This window comes from Microbacterium sp. NPDC089189, assembly GCF_040685095.1.
Taxonomy (GTDB): domain Bacteria; phylum Actinomycetota; class Actinomycetes; order Actinomycetales; family Microbacteriaceae; genus Microbacterium.
In genome coordinates, this window is record NZ_JBFBHG010000013.1 from 1 (window position 1) to 18879 (window position 18879).

Sequence of the window (18879 nt, forward strand, 5' to 3'; positions counted from 1 at the left end):
CTGCTCGGAGGGTCGGCCGCGTCCTTCGCGGAGGCGACCGGCGGCTCGCCCGCGGTGGCGCTGTACGACGGCCCCGCGGTGACGGCGGGGCGTATCGAGACGCTGCCGTACCTGCGCGAACAGGCGGTGTCGATCACCGCGCACCGGTTCGGCACACCGCGTCGCTATCCGGTTCCCGCGCCGATCGGCGGTGCCCGGTGAGGCACACGCCCGACTACGCCGTCGGGGATGCGGAGTGGGTGAAGGCCCTCGTGCGTGAGAACCCGTGGGCATCCATCGTCTCGTACGTGCCGGGCACGGGGCTGGTCGCCTCGCACTACCCGGTGATGCTCGACGAGGACGACGACGGCATCGTCCTCCTCAGCCACGTCGGTCGTCCCGATGAGCGCCTGCACGAGCTCGGCCGACACGAGCTGCTCGTGATGGTCTACGGTCCGCAGGGCTACGTCTCGCCGGGGTGGTATCAGACGTCGCCCGCGGTCCCCACCTGGAACTTCGCGGTGGTGCACGCGTACGGGACCCCCGAACTGCTGAGCGACGAGGAGAACCTCGCCGTGCTCGACCGTATGGTCGCGCACCTCGAGAACCCGCTTCCCGAACCGTTCCTCATGACCGCGACGTTGGAGAACGAGGAGTACGCGCGGCGGATCGTCGGCGGCACGGTCGGCTTCCGGATGCGGGTGGAGCGGTTCGAAGCCAAGGAGAAGATGAGCCAGGACAAGCCGCAGGCCGTGGTCGACCGGGTGCTCGGGCACCTGCGCGCACCCGGCCCGTATGCGAATCCCGCGCTCGCCGACAGGATGGAGCGGGTGCACCACCCCCGCCGAGGAACGGAGAACGCATGACCGCCCCCGATCTCCTGCTGCGCGGTGCCCGTGCCTACGATGCGGGAGCGCCGCTCGATGTGCGTCTCTCCGGCGGTGTCATCGCCGAGATCGCGCCGGCCGGCACGCTCTCGGCCGACGGCGCCGAGACGCTCGACCTCGACGGTCGTCACATCGGCCCCGGGCTCTGGGACGCGCACGTGCACTTCACCCAGTGGGTGATCCAGCAGCGCCGGGTCGACCTCGCCGGCACGCGGAGCGCGTCGGACGCGGTGGCCGTCGTGCGTCAGGCGCTCGCCGCCGGGTTCCCGACCACCGACGGCGTGCTGTTCGGCTACGGCTACCGCGACGGCCTCTGGAACGAGCCGACGACCCTGGCCGCGCTCGACGTCTTCGCGCAGCCCGTCGTCCTCATCAACGGCGACCTGCACAGTGCCTGGATGAACACCGCGGGCGCTCGGCGTCTCGGCCTCCGGCCCGACGCCACCGGCGTGGTGAGCGAGGGGGAGTGGATCGGGGTGTTGCAGCGCTTCCACGCCGAAGCGGCGCTGCCCCTCGCCGACTACCGCGGCGCCGCCGATGCCGCCGCCGCGCGCGGAATCGTCGGCGTGGTCGAGTACGAGAACGTGCTCAACATCGACGAGTGGTCCGAGCGTGTCGCCGGCGGGATGTCGAGCCTCCGCGTGGATGCGGCGGTCTGGCCCGATGAGCTCGACACCGCGCTGGGGCGCGGGCTTCGCACCGGCGATGCCGTCGAGCCCACCGGACTCGTCACGATGGGACGCCTGAAGGTCGTCGTCGACGGCTCGCTGAATACCCGGACGGCCTACTGCTGGGATCCGTATCCCGGCCTCGACGCGCACGCCGCGCACGGCTGCGGCGTGAGCAGCATCCCCGTGTCGGAACTGCGCGATCTGCTCGTGCGCGCCCGCGCCGGCGGAATCGAGGCGGCGGTGCACGCGATCGGCGATCGCGCGAACACCGAGGTGCTCGACACCTTCGAAGAGCTCGGGATGCGGGGCATCATCGAGCACGCGCAGCTCGTGCGCTCCGACGACTTCGCCCGGTTCGCCCGGCTCGGGCTCATCGCCAGCGTGCAGCCCGAGCACGCCATGGACGATCGCGACGTCGCCGACCGTTACTGGGCCGGGCGCACCGACCGGGCGTTCGCCTTCGGTTCGCTGCACGCGGCCGGGGTCGCTCTGCGCCTGGGGTCCGATGCGCCCGTGGCGCCGCTCGACCCGTGGCAGGCGATCGCCTCGGCGGTCGCGCGCAGCCGGGGCGATCGCGGCGCGTGGCACCCCGAGCAGTCGCTGCCGCTCGACGTGGCGCTCGCGGCGAGCACGCGGCATCCGCTCGCCGTCGGCTCCCCGGCCGATGTGGTGATCACCGACGCCGATCCCTTCGCGCTCGATCGAGACGCCCTGCGCGCGATGCCCGTGGCGGCCACGCTGCTGGCCGGCCGCTTCACGCACCGAGCCCTCTAGGACCGGCGGATCAGGTGTCGAGGGTCAGCGTCGGGCTGAGCGCGCGCGAGACGCAGGGGTAGACCACCGACGCGCCCTCGGTGCCGAGCGAGTCGCGGTGCTCGGGGGTGCCGTCGAGCACCGGGAGCGCGCACGAGCCGCACACGCCGCGCAGGCACGACCCCGGGGCGTCGACGCCCGCGCCGCGGAGGGCCTGCAGCATCGTCCACTCCGCCGGCACCGCGATCTCCTGCCGCGTCCGCGCGGCGACGACCGTGAACGCCTCGTTCGGGCGGAACTCCCGTCGTGCCGGCTCGAACCGCTCCATGTGCAGGCGCGATCCCTCGGGAAGCGCGTCGCGGAGATCGGAGAGGGCGTCGGCGAAGCGTGCGGGCCCGCACGCGTAGACGTCGGTGCCCGATGCGGCCGACCCGAGCACCTCGCGCAGGTCGAGGCGCCCTTCGGCGCCGCTCAGATGCACCCGCACCCGGTCGCCGAACACGGCGAGCTCCTCGGCGAACGCGACGTCGTCCGCGTGGCGGGCGAGGTACAGCATCCGCCACGGCGCCCCGACGGCCTCGAGATGACGGGCCATGGCGAGGATCGGGGTGATGCCGATACCGGCGGCCAGCAGCAGATAGGCGGGGGCGTCGCCGAGCGCGAACAGATTGCGCGGCGGACGCACGTACACGCGGCGTCCCACCTGCAGGTGGCGGTGGATGTAGTGCGATCCGCCGCGGGAGAGCGGCTCCTTCAACACGGCGATGCGGTAGGCGTGGGCGTCGGCGGGATCGCCGCAGAGTGAGTACTGGCGTTCCTGACGCGTGATGAGCTGCACGTCGACGTGTGCGCCCGGCTCCCAGGCCGGGAGCACGTCGCCGTCGGGGTGGGTCAGCCGGATGCTGACGATGGAGGGCGTCTCTCGGATGATCTCGCTCACGACGAGCGGCATCATGTCACTGCGGTCGCGCATTCAGTACAGCACCCGGTTGCCCGATTCCACGGCGCGGTCGATCGCCTCGCCGACCTCGGTGTCGAGCCCGGACATGCTCGCCCAGATCGCGCCGGAGGTGGGAACCTCGGCGGCGAGGTCCTGCATCTCCGCGTCCCAGATGCCGCCGCGAAGCAGCGCCCGGCCGCAGTGCAGGTAGACCTCCTCGGTACGCACGACGATCGCGAGCTCCGGCACCGAGTGGTCCTGCTCCAGCATGGTCAGCAGGGCGGGGTCATCGGTGATGTAGGCGCTGCCGTTGATGCGCAGGGTCTCGCTCATGCCGGGGACGAAGCACAGCAGACCGACGTGCGGGTTCTCGAGCATGTTGCGGAACGAGTCGACCAGACGATTGCCGAGCCGATCGGGGATCACGAGCGTCCGCGGGTCGAGCGCGCGGACGAAGCCCGGGTAGTCGCCGCGAGGAGAGCAGTCGCAGTTCCCCTCGGCGTCGGAGGTCGACAGGCAGAGGAACGGCGAGTGGGCGAGGAACCGCAGGCAGTTGTCGTCGAGGTGATCGAGGATCTTGTCGACGGCGGCCTGACTCGGGTCGCCCAGTTTGGCGCGGATACCGTCGAGATCGACGCGCGCGAAGTCGGTCGGGGGCATCCTTCGACGATAGGCGAACGGTCGCCAGAAGCAACGTGCCGCGGGCACAGCATTTCGCTCCGAGATGTGCTGTCGGCACAGGAGCGCGATCCGACGGTGCGCGTCAGCGACTCGCGCCCAGCAGGCGCACGCGGCACGCCAGTTCGACGGCGAAGCGGACGTCGGGATCGTCGAGATCCAGCTGCAGCACCTCCCGGATGCGTTTGAGACGGTACCCCACGGCGTTCGGATGGAGGTTCAGCTCGCGCCCGGCGCTGGCGAGCGAGTTGCGGTGCGCGAGATACGCGAGGAGCGTCCGTACCGAGGTCGTCGCCCGTTCGCCGCCCAGCGCGTCCAGGGGGGTGAGTACATCGTTGAGCAGGCTGCGGCTGATCGGCGAGGCGTAGAAGTCGAGCAGGACGCGCCGGAGCCCGGTCACATCGGTCAGCTCCACCCCGCCCGGGCGGCCCGCGGCGACGGCGGAGTCGGCGGCGATCCGCGCCTCGGCGGCCGACTGGCGCAGACCGATCGCGCCGAGCTGCGGTGTGCCGAGGCCGAGGGTGTACGCCCAGCCCGGTCCCGCGAGCTGCTGGGCCTGCCGTTGGAGACGCGCGCCGAGCTCGCGCAGGCGGCGCTGGTGATCGCCCGCGCCGTGCGTCTCGGTGCTGACGATCAGCATGTCCTCCTGGATGAATGCGACGTGCCACATCTCGTCGCGCCCCTCCACCAGCTGCAGGGCGAACAGTTCGAGAGCCGGTTCGACCCCCCGCGGCGGCCGTGCGTCGGGATCCCCGATGGCCGTGGGTTTCAACCAGCCGACGACGTGGGACAGCTGCAGGGGGAAGCCCAGCCGCGCCGCCTGGCCGACGAAGGCCTCGACCCGGGACGACTCGGCGAGCACGAGCTCGACGAGGAGGTCGGCGCGCGACTGCGTCGGCGCGTATCGATCGCGCATCTGACGCTGCGACGCGCGCGAGAGGAGCGAGGCCACGACCGGTCGTGCGACGTCGGCTGCGGCATCCGTCCGGTCGGCGACGAGTCGCCCGATCGGCACTTCGCCGATGCACACCGCATCGTTGTCGCTCCAGAGCGCGGTCGGATCGTCCTCGAGCGAGAGCCGGACCCCGAGCGCGCGGCTCGCCGCGGTGAGGATGTCGTCGACCGAGCCGTCGGCGCCCGCGGCCGCGGCGGTCGCCTGTTCGATCGCGTAGGCGGCACGTGTCATGGCTTCCGAGGCGCCGGCCGACAGCAGGCGGTCGATCGCGACGGCGAGGTCGGACGGCTTCGCGTGCGGTGCGGCGAGCACCGGCACCCGTCCGCGTTCCGCCAGGACGACCGCGGTCTCGGGCAACGCCAGGTCGGTGGTGAACACGAGACCTGCGAGGCCCCGCGCGCTCGCCCGGCGGAGGGCGACATCTAGTCGGTAAGGCGCGGGATCCTCGTCGCCGGGGATGATCGCGAGGGTGCCTGCGGCGAGGGAGTCGAGGGCATCGAGAGTCGCAATGTCGACGGACGCGATGTCGATCCCCGACACCGGCCCGGCCGCCAGGTCGAGCCCCAAACGCTCGCGCTCAGCGAGGAGGTCTCGCACGGAGAACTGTGCCATGGGCACAAGTGTGCCTGATTCTCTAGGTTTGCGACACATTGTCGAGTCGCGGAACCGTGCCTACTGTCGGAACATGGTCCACGCCCCCACCGATGCCCCGTCGCGCGAACGGCTCTCCTCCATCGCCGCCGCAGACGTCGCCCCGCTCGCCGCCGGCTGCGCCGTCTTCGGCACCGGGGGCGGTGGCGCGGTCTACACGTCGCAGCTCGCGACCGAGCAGGCGCTCGAGGCGGCGGGTCCCGTACGTCTCGTGACGGTCGACGAGCTCGGCGCCGATGACGCGATCATCATGATGTCGGGCATCGGCGCCCCCACGGTCGGCATCGAGATGCTGTCGTCGACCAGCCAGATCGACGCGCTGCTCGCGGGGGCCGAGGCCGCCGCGGGCCGCCGCATCACCACGCTCATGGCGGCGGAGATCGGTGGCAGCAACGGCGTCAGCCCGGCGGGGTGGGCGGCTCGGCTCGGACTGCAGCTGCTCGACGCCGACGGGATGGGCCGGGCGTTCCCCGAGGCGACGATGATCGCGATGAACGTCGCGGGCGTGCCGTGCGACTTCGCCGTGATGGCGGATGTGGTCGGCAACGTCGTCACGATGAAGACCGTCGACCTCTCCTGGCTCGAGCGTCACGCCCGCGCCGTCACGGTGGCCAGCGGCGGGCTCTGCCTCGGCGCGCACTACCCGTTGACCGCCCGTACCGCCCGCGGCGCGGTGATCGAGGGCACCGTGAGCGCCGCCATCCGCGTCGGCCACGCGCTGCTGTCGTCGTCGGACCCCGTCCACGCCGTCGCCGACGAGCTCGACGCCGCCGTCCTGATCGCGGGCAAGGTCATCGACGTCGCCCGTCGCACCGAGGGCGGCTTCGTTCGCGGCTCGGTCACGATCGCGGGCGTCGGCGCCGATCGCGGACGGCTGCAGCGCATCGAGCTGCAGAACGAGAACCTGATCGTCCTCGAGGACGGAGAGGTGCTCGCCACGGTTCCCGACCTGGTCACGATCGTCGACTCCGAGACCGGTCATGCGATCTCGACCGAGATGCTGCGCTTCGGCCAGCGCGTGTCGGTGCTCGCGTGGGCGTGCGACCCACTGTGGCGCACCGAGCGCGGTCTCGAACTCGCCGGACCCCGCGCCTTCGGCTACGACCTTCCCTACGTGCCCTTCGAGGGAGGACAGCGATGAACGCCCCGCGCACCCTGTCGATCGGCGTCGACGTTGGCGGAACCAACACGGACGCCGTCGTGCTCGACGCGGCCGGCGCCGTGCTCGCCTCGACCAAGCAGCCGACCACGCCCGACGTCACCGGCGGCATCCGCGCGAGCATCGCCGACGTGCTGGCGCAGATCGGCGACGCGCGCGACCGAGTCTCCCGGGTGATGCTCGGCACGACCCACGCGACCAACGCCATCGTCAGCCGCCGCGAGCTCGGCCGCGTCGCGATGGTGCGCCTGGGCGCCCCCGCGGCGACGGAGTACCCGCCGCTGAGCGGATGGCCCGCGGACCTCACCGCCACCGCCCTCGCCGGCACCGCGATGCTCGGCGGCGGACACATGGTCGACGGCACCGCGATCGCCCCGCTCGATCGGGACGGCATCCTCCGCTTCCTCGACGGCCTCGACCGGTTCGACGCGGTCGCCGTCGCCGGCATCTTCAGCCCCTCGTTCCCCGATCAGGAGCTCGAGGTCGCCGCGCTCATCCGTTCGCACTTCGGTCCAGACGCGCAGGTGTTCCTGAGCCAGGACATCGGTCCCATCGGACTGCTGGAGCGAGAGAACGCGACGGCGCTCAATGCCGCTCTCTACGGTGTCGCGCGGTCGGTGACCCGCGCGCTCCTGACGGTCGTCGACGAAGAGGGACTCGACGCGGTCACCTACTTCGCGCAGAACGACGGCACGCTCATGTCGCTCGACTACGCCGCGCAGTACCCGGTGCTGACGATCGGGTCGGGCCCGGCCAACTCGATCCGCGGCGCGGCCTATCTCTCCGGCGTCGACGATGCGATCGTCGTCGACGTCGGAGGCACGACGTCCGATCTGGGGGTGCTCGTGAACGGGTTCCCGCGCGAGTCGACGCTGCCGCGCGAGATCGGCGGGGTGCGGACCAACTTCCGGATGCCCGACATCCTGAGCCTGGGCGTCGGCGGCGGCACGATCGTCGACCGGGCCACCGGCAGGATCGGTCCGGACTCGGTCGGGTACCGCATCGAGAAGGAGGCGCTGCTGTTCGGCGGCTCCACTGCAACGCTGACGGATGCGGCAGCCCTGGCGGGCGCGGCCGTGGCGGGCCGGTCGCTTCCGAGTCTGCCCACCGCATCCCGATCGGCTCTCCGCTCCGCGCTGGCACGGGCGCATGAGCGCCTCGAGGAGGCCGTCGAGCGGCTCTCTCTCGGCCGCCTCGACCTGCCGCTCGTGGTCGTGGGCGGGGGAGCCTTCCTCGTCCCCGACGACCTGCCCGGCGCAGGTCCCGTCATCCGCCCGAATCACGGCGGCGTCGCCAACGCCGTGGGCGCGGCCATCTCGCTCGCCGGAGGCCGCGCCGATCAGATGAGCGACGTCGAGGACCGCGATGCCGCCATCGAGGCGGCGTCCACGGCGGCGATCGCGAAGGCCATCCAGGCCGGCGCGGACCCGCTGCAGGTCGCCGTCGTCGACATCCTCGAGACCCCGGTCTCGTACACCACTCGTCCCACCGTCAAGGTCTCGGTGAAGGCCGCCGGCCCGCTCGCGCACCTCGGTGCGTTCGCTCCCGCCAGGACCTGACAGCTCCACCCCCTTGCACCAGCAACCCGAGGAGTAATCATGCACAGACGCACCATCCTGCCGGCGGCACTCGCCGGCGGCGCCATTCTCGCCGTCACGCTCGCCGGATGCTCCGGCGGCGGGAACGCAGACGGCGAGCCCGTCTCCGGCGGCATCTTCACCCACGCCGTGTACCCCGAGGTCGGCAGCATCGAGCCGATGACCGCGAACCAGCCGCAGGAGCTGCAGATCCTCACATACGCGTACGAGGGACTGATCTACACCGACGGCGAGGGCGAGGAGTACCCGTGGCTCGCCGAGTCGTGGGAGACCGGCGAGGACGGCAGATCCGTCTCGTTCCAGCTGAAGGACGGCGTCACCTTCCACGACGGCACGCCCTTCGACGGCGCCGCCGCGGCGGCGAACATCAACTATCACGCCGATCCGGCCAACGCGACGGTCCTGGCGGACGTGCTGCCGGAGGGCCTGACCGCGACCGGTGACGGCCTGACGCTGGAGGTCACCGCCGACGAGTCCGATCCGTTCCTGGCGAGCATCGTCGGCGACATCTTCATGGTCGCCCCGGCGGGCCTCGACGATCCGTCGAGCCTCGAGTCGGGCTCGAACGGGACGGGCCTCTACGAGCTGACCGACGTCGCCGCAGACAAGTACACCTTCGTGACCCGCGACGACTACACGTGGGGCCCCGACGGCCTCACGTCCGAGACCGAGGGGCTCCCCGACGGTCTCGAGGTGTCCGTCGTGACCGACGAGTCCACGCGAGCGAACCTGCTGCTCTCGGGCAGCCTGAACGCCGCGCAGGTCGAGGGCCCCGACATCGATCGCATCGAGGCCGCCGGCTACGAGTACGCCGGACGCATCAACCCCATCGGGCAGATGCTCTTCAACGAGCGCCCCGACCGGCCGACGTCCGATCCTCTCGTCCGCGAGGCGCTCGTCCTCGGCTTCAACCACGATGAGGCCACCGAGGTCGTCACCGGGGGCCGCCCGTACGAGCTGACCTCGTGGATCACGGATGCCCCGTTCACATGCTTCAGCGAGGAGCCGGTGTGGGAGCGCCCCGCGTCCGATCCCGAGCGCGCCGCGGAGCTTCTCGACGAGGCCGGCTGGGTGGAGGGCGCCGACGGGACCCGGTCGAAGGACGGCGTGCCGCTGTCGATCAACTTCATCTACGACGCCGCGTCCGGCGGACACGCGTCGGCGGGTGAGCTGGTCGCCGAGGATTGGGATCAGCTCGGCATCACGACCAACCTGATCGCGATGGACGGCGCGGCGTGGTCGGAGTACCTCTACGAGACCTTCGACTACGACACCGGCTGGATCCAGATCGGCGTCGGCAGCCCCGTGACCCAGGACCTGTTCTACGGCGGCGCGTTCCCCGAGGACGGCGGACTGAACTTCATGGGTGTGAACGACCCCGAGTACGTCGCGTTCGCGGACGCGGCTCGTGCGGCGGCGACGCCCGAAGAGGCGTGCGAGTCCTGGGAGCAGGCGGAGAAGGTCGTCGTCGAGAGCTTCCACACGTTCCTGATGGCCGGCACCGAGGCGCCGACCTTCATGAACGGTGCGACGTTCGAGATCACCGACTACATCCAGCCCGTCACGATCCGCATGACCGAGTGAGGAAGCGGCGATGACCACGACAGACCAACGGGTGCAGACGCCCGCCGGGCCCGCCTCGGATCGCAGGACGCTGCGGTCGCGGCTCTCGCCGCGCAGCGACTTCGCGATCCGGCGGATCGGCCGCCTCGTCACCAGCCTGGCTGTCGTGGTCCTCGCCGCGTTCTTCCTCGTCTACCTCGTGCCGGGCGACCCGGTGCGCGCCGCCCTCGGGCCGACCGCACCGGCAGCACTCGTCGAGCGCACGCGGGAGGCGCTCGGACTCGATCTTCCCGTCCTCCAGCAGCTCGTCAACTACCTCGCCGGCTTGCTGCGGGGTGACCTCGGCACATCGATCCAGTCGGGCCTGTCGGTCGCCGACACGATCGCGGCCCGGTTCCCGACCACGCTGACCCTCGCGGCGCTGGGCTTCGCGCTCGCCGTGATCGGAGCTCTGCCGATCGGGATGGGGGCGGCGCTGCTGGCCCGCTCGGGTCGTGGTCGAACCGCCAACAGCGGCATCGCGGGGCTCCTCGGCGTCCTCATCGCCGTCCCGGACTTCGTTCTCTCGGTCGCCCTCATCGCCGCCTTCAGCATGGGCCTCGGGCTCTTCCCGCCGGCGGGCTGGGGAGATCCCGCGAACGCCGTCCTCCCGGTGCTCGCGCTGGCGCTCGGACCGATGGCGTATCTCGCCCGCATCGTGCAGGTCGAGATGATCTCCGTGCTCGACTCCACGTACATGGCGACGGCGCGCGCCAAGCGCCTGCCGCAGCGGGTGATCCTGCTGCGTCACGCGTTGCCGAACATCGTCACCTCGACGTTGACCGTCGGCGGTCTGCTGCTGTCGGGACTCGTGGCGGGCACCGTGATCATCGAGACGGTCTTCGCCATCCCGGGTGCCGGCAACACGCTTATCTCCGCCGTGGGAACGAAGGACTACCCCATGATCCAGGGCATGGTGATGGTCTACGCGGGACTCGTGCTCGCCGTGAACCTGATCGTCGACCTCATCCTCATCACCATCGATCCACGCACGACGATCGCGGAAGGGTGAGAACCCGCTCATGACGAACACGATCCCCGGAAGAATCGGCGGGAGCACCGTCGCCGCACCCCCGAAGCGCCGTCGCCGATCGCGGTGGGCGAGCGTCACGGGCGTCGTCGCGATCGTCGGCGTCGCCGCGCTGGTCACGATCGCGATCATCGGTCCGGACATCTGGATGGAGGCGGCCACCGCGCGCAACATCCCCGACCGCTGGGCGCCCGCGGGCGCCGAGCACCCCTTCGGCACGGACGACATCGGGCGCGACATCTTCGCGCGCGTCATGGTCGCCACCCGCCTGTCGCTGCTGCTGACGGCGGGTGCCACCGCGATCCTCATCGGGGGAGGGCTCATCATCGGGCTCACGGCGGCCGTCCTGCCGCGGCATCCGCGTCGCGCGCTGATCTGGGTGATGGACATCCTGCTGGCGTTCCCGTGGCTGCTGCTCGTGCTGTTCTTCTCGGTCATCTGGAACGTCTCGGCGATCGGCGCGATGCTTGCGATCGGCCTGGCCGGCATCCCCAGCATCACGCGCCTGGTGTACAACATGGCGTCGTCGGTCACGGACCAGGACTACGTGCGCGCCGCGCGCGTGATCGGCGTCGGACCGATCGGGATCATGCTCAGGCACGTCCTCCCGAACATCGCCAACCCGCTGCTGGTGCAGTCCGCGGCGGCGGCGAGCACGACGCTGCTGTCGTTCGCCGGGCTGTCGTTCCTCGGCCTCGGTGTGCAGCCGCCCGAGTACGACTGGGGGCGCCTGCTCGACGAAGGGCTCGTGCACCTGTACACCAACCCGATGGCGGCGATCGGTCCCGGGCTCGCGGTGGTCTTCGCGGCGCTCGTCTTCACCATGATCGCCGAGACCATCGGCGAGCAGCCCGGTCAGGGTGTCCGGGCGCTCGCGAAGGCGACGCGGGCGGCCGCCCTCGGCCGTCGGCGTGCCGGGGCGGCAGCGACGCGCACGACGACGGTCGGCGGCGCCGACGAGAGCCTCGCAGAGGTGCGCGATCTGCGCGTGTCGTTCCCGGACGGCGAGGGCGGGATGGTCGAGCGCGTCCACGGCGTCAGCCTCCGCATCGCGCCGGGCGAGATCGTCGGCATCGTCGGCGAGTCCGGATCCGGCAAGTCGCTCACCGCCATGGCCCTCGCCGGGCTCCTGGAACGCCCCGCCGTCATCGAGTCCGCCGTCCGGCGCTTCGACGGCATCGATCTGGACGCGAAGCTCGGCCCCGTCGAGCGCCGCCGTCTCGGCGTCGAGATCGGCGTGATCTTCCAGGACCCGCTCACGTCGCTGAACCCCGCCCTCACCATCGGCCGTCAGCTCACCGAGGTGCCGCGCGAGCACCTCGGGATGAGTCGAGCCGCCGCGCGCCAGCGGGCCGTCGACGGCCTCGACGCCGTCGGCATCCCCGACGCCGCGGGCCGCCTGCACGACTACCCGCACCAGTTCTCGGGCGGGATGCGCCAGCGCGCCATGATCGGCATGGCGCTGACGGGCACGCCGCGCCTGATCATCGCCGATGAGCCGACGACCGCTCTCGATGTGACGGTGCAGCGCCAGGTGCTCGCGGTCCTGCGCGCGGCGCAGCGCGCCACCGGCGCCGGCATCGTGTTCATCTCGCACGACATCGCGCTGGTGTCGGGGTTCTGCGACCGCATCATCGTCATGAAGGACGGTGCGATCGTCGAGGAGCTGCCCGCAGCGCAGCTCCGTGAGCACGCGCAGCATCCGTACACGAAGGGGCTCATCGCCTGCCTTCCCGACATGAGGACCGACCGCACGCAGCCGCTGCCGGTCATCGGCGAGAGCGGGGGCCCCGTCTCCGCGCCGCCCCCGAGGCAGCCCGACGCCGAGAACGAGCGGCCGCGAGTGGAGGTCGGACGATGAGCGCTCTCGAGATCGAGGACCTGGTGGTGAGGTACGGCAACCGTGAGGTCGTCTCGGGTGTCTCCATCGAGGTGCCGGCGGGTCGCACGCTGGGTCTGGTCGGCGAATCCGGGTCGGGCAAGTCGACCGTGGCGAACGCGGCCGTGGGCCTCGCGCCCGTGCACTCCGGCGACATCCGCGTGCACGGCACGAGCGTGGTCGGTCGCAGCAAGGCGGCGCGGACGGCGCGCCGGCGGTTGCAGCTCGTCTTCCAGGACCCGTTCTCGGCCCTCGACCCGCGGATGTCGGCCGGCGACTCCATCGCCGAGGGCCTCATCGCGAGCACGCGCACCTACACGCGCGCCGAACGCCGAGACCGGGTGGCCGAGTTGCTGCGACAGGTCGAGCTCGACCCGTCCCGGGCCGACGAGCTGCCGCGCGCGTTCTCCGGTGGGCAGCGTCAGCGCATCACGATCGCGCGTGCACTCGCGAGCGACCCGGGCATCCTGATCGCCGACGAGGTGACCTCGGCGCTCGACGTGTCGGTGCAGGGTTCGATCCTCAACCTGCTGCGCGATCTGCAGCAGCGGCTCGACCTGTCGATCCTGTTCATCTCCCACAACCTCGCGGTCGTGCGCTACGTCAGCGATGAGATCTGCGTGATGCGCGGTGGGCGGATCGTCGAGGCCGGCCCCACCGAGACCGTCCTGGCGAACCCGGCTGCGGCCTACACCCGCGAGCTGCTCGAGGCCGTGCCCGTGCTCGGTCGCCGTATGGAGTTCAGTGAGTGAGCGCGCGGTGATCGCCGCGCCTCGCGACCTCCTGCCCGCCCTCGTCGCGCTGCGCCGGGCGCTGCACGCTGATGCCGAGGTCGGGCTCGTCCTGCCCCGGACGCAGCGCCGCGTCCTGGACGCTCTCGCCGACCTCGACCTCGAGATCACCACCGGCGCGCGGGTGAGCTCGGTCACCGCGGTGCTGCGGGGCGGGCTGCCGGGCCCCGTGGTGCTGCTGCGGGCCGACATGGATGCGCTTCCGGTGGTCGAGGCGACCGGGCTCCCGTTCGCGGGGGTCGACGGGGCCATGCACGCGTGCGGGCATGATCTCCACATGGCGGGGCTCGTCGGGGCGGCGCGCCTGCTGGCCGCGCGCCGCGACGACCTGCCGGGAACCGTGATCTTCATGTTCCAGCCCGGCGAGGAAGGTTACGCCGGCGGGCGCATCATGCTCGAGGAGGGTGTACTCGACGCGGCGGGGGAGCGCCCCGTCGCGGCGTACGCCGTGCACGTCGACTGCACGACCGAAGGCGGCACCGCCGTGACGCGGCAGGGGCCGATCATGGCGAGCGCGAGCGGACTCCGCGTGCGCGTGCGGGGCACCGGCGGACACGCGGCGTGGCCGGAGCACGCGATCGACCCCATGCCCGTGGCCGCGGAGATGGTGATGGCGATCCAGTCGTTCGTCGCGCGGCGTGTTCCCGCGACCGATCCGGCCGTCGTGTCGGTGACGCGCATCTCGTCCGATTCGGCGGCGGGCAACGTGCTGTCGACGACGGTCGATCTCGAGGCGAACGTGCGCACCCTGTCGCCGCAGACCCTGCGGCTCGTGCGCGACGAGCTGCCGCGTCTTCTGGGCGCGATCGGCGAAGCGCACGGCTGCTCCGTCGACGCCGAGTGGGTCGACTCGTACCCCGTGACCGTGAACGATCCGGTCGAGACGGGAATCGTTCTGGCCCACCTCGACGAGCTGTTCGGCGCCGAGAAGGTGGTGCGGCTGACGCAGCCGTCGATGGCGTCGGAGGACTTCGCCTACGTCCTCGAGGAGGTTCCCGGCACGCTGGTCTTCCTCGGCGTGCGTCCGGTGACGATCCCGGCGGGGGAGGCCCCCGGCATGCACTCCGAGGGTGCGGTGTTCGACGACGGGCGCCTCGACGACCAGGCGGTCCTGCTCGCCGAGCTCGCGTGGCGGCGCCTCACCCGCTGACGATGCGTCAGCGGGCTCCGGTGTCCGCAGATCCTCGCCGCTCCCACCGCCGTCCGGAAGGCGCGGCGCGGGCGACGGACGGGATCAGGCGCTGAGGCAGTCCTCGACGCTCGCCGCGTACTCCTCGCTCGCGAGGATCTCGAGGTCGGACTCGGAGAACACGTCGGTGCCGTCGCTGCTGATCACGGCGGGGTCGTCGATCACCGCCTTGAGCGCATCCTCGGAGATGCCGGAGTCGTCGACCAGGTAGGTGGCGATGCACGTCGCCGCGGCCTCGCCCGCTCCGGTGCCCGACGAGATGGCGGTGGCCAGCTCGCCGGTGTCGACTCCGCTGCCGCCACCGCTGCATGCGGTGAGGGCGAAAGCGCCGAGGACGACGGTGAGGGTGGCTGCGGTGCGGCGGAAAGACATGGTGCTCCTGTGCGATGGGTGACGGGGCTCTACGCGAGAAACGGTACCGTAGTGAGGTAAGGATAACCTTATTCGGAAAGAGGCGAATGATCACCGCGGAGCGTCGTGCCGGGAGGAGGGCGCTCGGGCTGTCCGTGGGGATCGGCGCCGTCGCGCTGGGAGTGCTCGCGAGCCTGCAGTTCGGCTCCATCCCGGTGTCGGTCACGGACGCCTGGGAGGCGATCGTCGACTACGACCCCGACGTGTACGAGCAGATGGTGGTGCGAACGATGAGGGTGCCGCGCACGGTGTTCGCCCTGGTCGTGGGCTGCGGCCTCGCCGTGGCAGGCGCCGTCATGCAGGGTGTCACGCGCAATCCGATGGCAGACCCGTTCCTCTTCGGCGTGAGCGGGGGCGGAGCGCTGGGGTTGACGATCGCGGTGAGCATCGGCGTCCTGTACGGCCCGGTGCAGCTCATCTCGTTCGCGTTCCTCGGTGCCCTCTGCGCCACGGTGCTCGTCTACGTGATCGGGTCGGGCGGGCGGAGAGGCGGCAGCCCTGTGCGCATGGTGCTGGCGGGGGTGATCACCGCGACCCTGATGAGCACGTGGAGCTCGTTCATCGTCTACACGGACTCGTCGGCGCGCGAGACGATGCGTCACCTCCTGATCGGGACGCTCGCCGGCCGGTCCTTGGACGACTACGGGATCACGGTGCCCTTCATCCTCGGGGGCGTCGTCGTCTGCATCCTCATGGCGCACCAGCTCAATGTGCTCGCGCTCGGCGAGGACGCCGCACGGTCGGTGGGCATGAAGACGAGCCGGGTGCGGTTCACGCTGCTGCTGCTCACCGCGGTGATCGCGGGGGCGTGCGTCGCCGCGGTCGGTCCGATCGGCTTCGTCGGCCTCGCGGTCCCGCACATGGTGCGGTACTTCACGGGGGAGGACTACCGGTGGTTGCTCGTCTTCTCCGCGATCTTCGGCGCGGCGCTCCTGCTCGCCGCCGACGTCCTCGGGCGGGTGCTGCTGAACCCCGCGGAGCTGGAGGCCAGCATCGTGATGGGCATGATCGGAGCTCCGTTCTTCATCTGGCTCGCCCGGCGTCGGAGCCTGTCGTCGTGACGGCGTCGTCGAGGCTCCGTCCCGGGCTCATCGCCGTCCGGACCCGGCGCTGGTCGTTGCGTCTCAACGGACGCGTGCTCGCGCTGTCCGCCGTGGCGCTCGCCGTCATCGCGGCCATCGCGACGTGGTCGATGTCGCTCGGCGAGATCCAGCTCCCGTGGGATGTGGTGGCGCGCGCGGTCGTCGGGATCGGGCATCCGGGCGACGTCTTCATCGTCCAGCAGCTGCGCCTCCCGCGGATCGTCGCCGCGCTCCTGGTGGGGGCCGCACTCGCGCTGTCGGGCATGATCTTCCAGGGGCTGGTGCGCAACGAGCTCGCGTCGCCCGACATCATCGGCATCAACGCGGGGGCGGCCGCGGCCGGCTTCGTCTGGCTGCTGCTCGTCGGAGACACGAGCGCGCTCCCGGTCGCGCTCTTCCTCGGGGCGCTGGGCACGGCGGCGGTGATCTACGGCTTGAGCTGGCGCGGCGGGATGGCTCCCGACCGGATGATCCTCGTGGGCATCGGTGTGGCATCGCTGCTGACGGCGGCCGAGACGTTCCTCGTGCGCCGGTTCCCGATCGAGAACGTGATCTGGGTCGACAATCTGCTGCTGGGCACGGTCGGTGTGGCGGACTGGTCCGACAACATCCTCCTGCTGACCGGGCTGGGCGTCCTCGTCCCGCTCGCTCTCGTGCTCTCGTGGCCGCTTCGCACCATGCAGCTGGGCGACGATGCCGCGCGCAGCGTCGGCTGGTCGGTCGAAGTGATCCGGCTGCTGCTCATCGTGGTGGCGAGCTGGCTGTCCGCGCTCGCGATATCGGTCGCGGGGCTGATCGGGTTCATCGCCCTCCTCGTCCCCCACGCGGCGCGGATGATCGCCGGCCCGATCTCGGCATCCGTCATGGTCTTCACGGCGCTGCTGGGCGCCGGCGTGCTGCTCGCGGGTGACATCGTCGCTTTCCACCTGCTGCCGGTCGGTCTGCCCGTCAGCGTGGTCATGGGCGCCATCGGAGCGCCGTACTTCCTGTTCCTGTTCTGGCGGTCGGAGGTGCGACTGTGACGGCCGCGCTCCGCGCGGACGGCGTGAGCCTCGGCTACGCGCGCGACGCCGCAGACGTCGTCGCCGACCTGTCCCTCGCGATCGAGGACGGTCAGGTGACGACGATCGTGGGACCGAACGGATGCGGCAAGTCGACGCTGCTCCGCGCGTTCGGGAACCTGCTCCGCCCCCACACCGGGGCGATCATCCTGGACGGCGCGTCGCTGTCGGTCCTGCCGACGAAGGCCGCCGCTCGCCGCGTCGCACTCATGCGTCAGCAACCGGCGGAGCCCACCGGTGTCACGGTGGAGAGCCTCGTCGCGAGGGGACGATACCCCCACCAGGGGTTTCTGCAGTCGGCGACCGACCGCGACCGTGGTGCGGTCGACCGCGCGCTCGCGCTCACCGGCATCCAGCATCTGCGCGCCCGGGATCTCGAGACGCTGTCCGGGGGACAACGCCACCGCGTGTGGCTCGCGCTGGCGCTCGCGCAGCAGACCGACATCCTCCTGCTCGACGAGCCGACCACGTACCTCGACCCGGCCCACCGCGAGGAGGTCCTCGGCGTGGTGCGACAGATCGCGGACGACGGCGTGACCGTGGTGCTCGTGCTGCACGACGTCAACGAGGCCGCGCGGGTCAGCGATCGCGTCGTCGTCATGCGCGACGGACGCGTGGTGCGCGAATGCACGCCCGAGGAGCTCATGGACGCGGACCTGCTCGGATCGGTCTACGACATCGGTTTCGACATCGTCCCTCATCCGCTCAGCGGGGCCTCGATCGCCGTCCCGGTCAGCGAGGTCGTGGATTTCGCGCCGGTGCCGCCGCGCGGAGTCATCGAGGTGCGCGGTCTCACCACGGGGCACCGCTCCGACGCGGTCGTGAGCCGTGACCTCGATCTCGACCTTCCGCTGCACGCGATCAGCTGCATCGTCGGACCGAATGCGAGCGGAAAATCGACCCTGCTGCTCACGGCGGCGCGTCTTCTTCCCGCGCTCGCCGGATCGGTGCGCATCGACGGTGTCGACACGCGGCAGGGGACGCGGCGCTCGCTCGCCCGTCGGCTCGGCGTCGTGCAGCAGGGGATGAGGCCTCCGGCCGGCTTCTCCGTGGCGGACGTCGTCCTCACCGGGCGCAATCCTCGGCAGCGCTCCTGGCGTCAGTGGAGCGCGGAGGACGAGGAGATGGTCGATGGCGCCCTGGATGCGATGGGGATCTCCGATCTGAGGGACCGGGACGCCGGTGCGCTGTCGGGCGGTCAGCTGCAGCGCGTGCTGATCGCCCGGGCGCTGGCGCAGGACACCCCGGTGCTGTTCCTCGATGAGCCGACGACGTTCCTCGATCCGGGGCATCAGATCGAGCTCCTCGACCTCATCCATCGCCTCAACCGCGAACACGGGCGTACCGTCGTGATGGTGCTCCACGATCTGCACCTGGGCGCCCGGTACGCCGACCACATCGTCGCGGTGAAGGACGGCCGCGTCGCGGCGCGTGGGGCGCCCGACGAGGTGCTGACGCCTCAGACCGTCAGCGATGTCTTCGGCGTCGACACCACCGTCACGACCGACCCGCGAACGGGGCGACCGCTGGTTCTTTCCGCCCCGACCCGAGAAGAAGGATGAC

General features: G+C 71.2%; 17 protein-coding genes. 13 read left to right on the forward strand and 4 right to left on the reverse strand.

The annotated features are described in order from the left end of the window. The 3 genes from AB0N73_RS08890 to AB0N73_RS08900 form a co-directional block, all read left to right on the forward strand. Positions 1-201: hypothetical protein (locus tag AB0N73_RS08890; protein ID WP_363562517.1), on the forward strand; the 201-nt coding region annotated here is incomplete at its 5' end. Continuing rightward, positions 198-845 (forward strand): FMN-binding negative transcriptional regulator, encoded by a 648-nt coding sequence (locus tag AB0N73_RS08895; protein WP_363562519.1) that lies wholly within the window; start codon positions 198-200, stop codon positions 843-845. The genes AB0N73_RS08890 and AB0N73_RS08895, both read left to right, overlap by 4 nt. After that, positions 842-2311: an amidohydrolase family protein gene (locus tag AB0N73_RS08900; protein ID WP_363562521.1), complete on the forward strand. Its 1470-nt coding sequence runs from the start codon at positions 842-844 to the stop codon at positions 2309-2311. The genes AB0N73_RS08895 and AB0N73_RS08900 overlap by 4 nt, the downstream gene beginning before the upstream one ends. 10 nt (positions 2312-2321) lie before the next feature. On the opposite strand, the gene AB0N73_RS08905 is transcribed toward AB0N73_RS08900, so the two are convergent. The 3 genes from AB0N73_RS08905 to AB0N73_RS08915 all read right to left on the reverse strand — a co-directional run bounded on the left by AB0N73_RS08905 (position 2322) and on the right by AB0N73_RS08915 (position 5475). After that, positions 2322-3263 carry a PDR/VanB family oxidoreductase gene (locus AB0N73_RS08905; protein ID WP_363562523.1) on the reverse strand — a complete coding sequence of 314 codons (942 nt, stop codon included), beginning with the start codon at positions 3261-3263 and terminating at the stop codon, positions 2322-2324. Further along, a complete protein-coding gene (locus AB0N73_RS08910) occupies positions 3264-3890 on the reverse strand; it encodes an MSMEG_1061 family FMN-dependent PPOX-type flavoprotein (RefSeq protein ID WP_363562525.1) in 627 nt (208 codons plus the stop codon). 103 nt (positions 3891-3993) lie between these two features. Continuing rightward, a complete protein-coding gene (locus AB0N73_RS08915) occupies positions 3994-5475 on the reverse strand; it encodes a helix-turn-helix domain-containing protein (protein WP_363562527.1) in 1482 nt (493 codons plus the stop codon). A gap of 73 nt (positions 5476-5548) precedes the next feature. On the opposite strand from AB0N73_RS08915, the gene AB0N73_RS08920 reads away from it, so the two are divergent. The 7 genes from AB0N73_RS08920 to AB0N73_RS08950 are packed head-to-tail and all read left to right on the forward strand — an operon-like array spanning position 5549 to position 14723. Further along, positions 5549-6655, forward strand: a complete 1107-nt coding sequence (locus tag AB0N73_RS08920; RefSeq protein ID WP_363562529.1) for a DUF917 domain-containing protein — start codon at positions 5549-5551, stop codon at positions 6653-6655. Continuing rightward, positions 6652-8232, forward strand: coding sequence for a hydantoinase/oxoprolinase family protein (locus tag AB0N73_RS08925; RefSeq protein ID WP_363562531.1), 1581 nt, complete (start codon positions 6652-6654; stop codon positions 8230-8232). The genes AB0N73_RS08920 and AB0N73_RS08925 overlap by 4 nt, the downstream gene beginning before the upstream one ends. Positions 8233-8271: 39 nt before the next feature. After that, the gene (locus AB0N73_RS08930; protein WP_363562533.1) at positions 8272-9855 is read left to right on the forward strand and encodes an ABC transporter substrate-binding protein; all 1584 of its coding nucleotides are present in this window, start codon (positions 8272-8274) and stop codon (positions 9853-9855) included. Between the two features lie 10 nt (positions 9856-9865). After that, positions 9866-10885 (forward strand): ABC transporter permease, encoded by a 1020-nt coding sequence (locus tag AB0N73_RS08935; RefSeq protein WP_363562535.1) that lies wholly within the window; start codon positions 9866-9868, stop codon positions 10883-10885. A 10-nt stretch (positions 10886-10895) separates the two neighbouring features. After that, positions 10896-12764 carry a dipeptide/oligopeptide/nickel ABC transporter permease/ATP-binding protein gene (locus AB0N73_RS08940; RefSeq protein ID WP_363562538.1) on the forward strand — a complete coding sequence of 623 codons (1869 nt, stop codon included), beginning with the start codon at positions 10896-10898 and terminating at the stop codon, positions 12762-12764. Further along, entirely contained in the window at positions 12761-13534 is a 774-nt protein-coding gene (locus AB0N73_RS08945; RefSeq protein WP_363562540.1) for an ABC transporter ATP-binding protein, read from the forward strand. The genes AB0N73_RS08940 and AB0N73_RS08945 overlap by 4 nt, the downstream gene beginning before the upstream one ends. Beyond that, on the forward strand, positions 13527-14723 hold the full coding sequence (locus tag AB0N73_RS08950) for a M20 family metallopeptidase (protein WP_363562542.1): 1197 nt from the start codon (positions 13527-13529) through the stop codon (positions 14721-14723). The genes AB0N73_RS08945 and AB0N73_RS08950 overlap by 8 nt, the downstream gene beginning before the upstream one ends. A gap of 84 nt (positions 14724-14807) precedes the next feature. Here AB0N73_RS08950 and AB0N73_RS08955 read toward each other — a convergent pair whose 3' ends face one another. Next, positions 14808-15134, reverse strand: a complete 327-nt coding sequence (locus tag AB0N73_RS08955) for a hypothetical protein (RefSeq protein WP_363562544.1) — start codon at positions 15132-15134, stop codon at positions 14808-14810. A gap of 86 nt (positions 15135-15220) precedes the next feature. Here AB0N73_RS08955 and AB0N73_RS08960 point away from each other — a divergent pair, with 86 nt between their 5' ends. The 3 genes from AB0N73_RS08960 to AB0N73_RS08970 are packed head-to-tail and all read left to right on the forward strand — an operon-like array spanning position 15221 to position 18878. Further along, positions 15221-16234 (forward strand): iron ABC transporter permease, encoded by a 1014-nt coding sequence (locus tag AB0N73_RS08960; RefSeq protein WP_363562546.1) that lies wholly within the window; start codon positions 15221-15223, stop codon positions 16232-16234. Beyond that, entirely contained in the window at positions 16231-17277 is a 1047-nt protein-coding gene (locus tag AB0N73_RS08965; RefSeq protein WP_363562548.1) for an iron ABC transporter permease, read from the forward strand. Before AB0N73_RS08960 ends, AB0N73_RS08965 begins: the two co-directional genes overlap by 4 nt. Next, positions 17274-18878 (forward strand): ABC transporter ATP-binding protein, encoded by a 1605-nt coding sequence (locus AB0N73_RS08970; RefSeq protein ID WP_363562550.1) that lies wholly within the window; start codon positions 17274-17276, stop codon positions 18876-18878. Before AB0N73_RS08965 ends, AB0N73_RS08970 begins: the two co-directional genes overlap by 4 nt. The last annotated feature ends 1 nt before the right edge of the window (position 18879 follow it).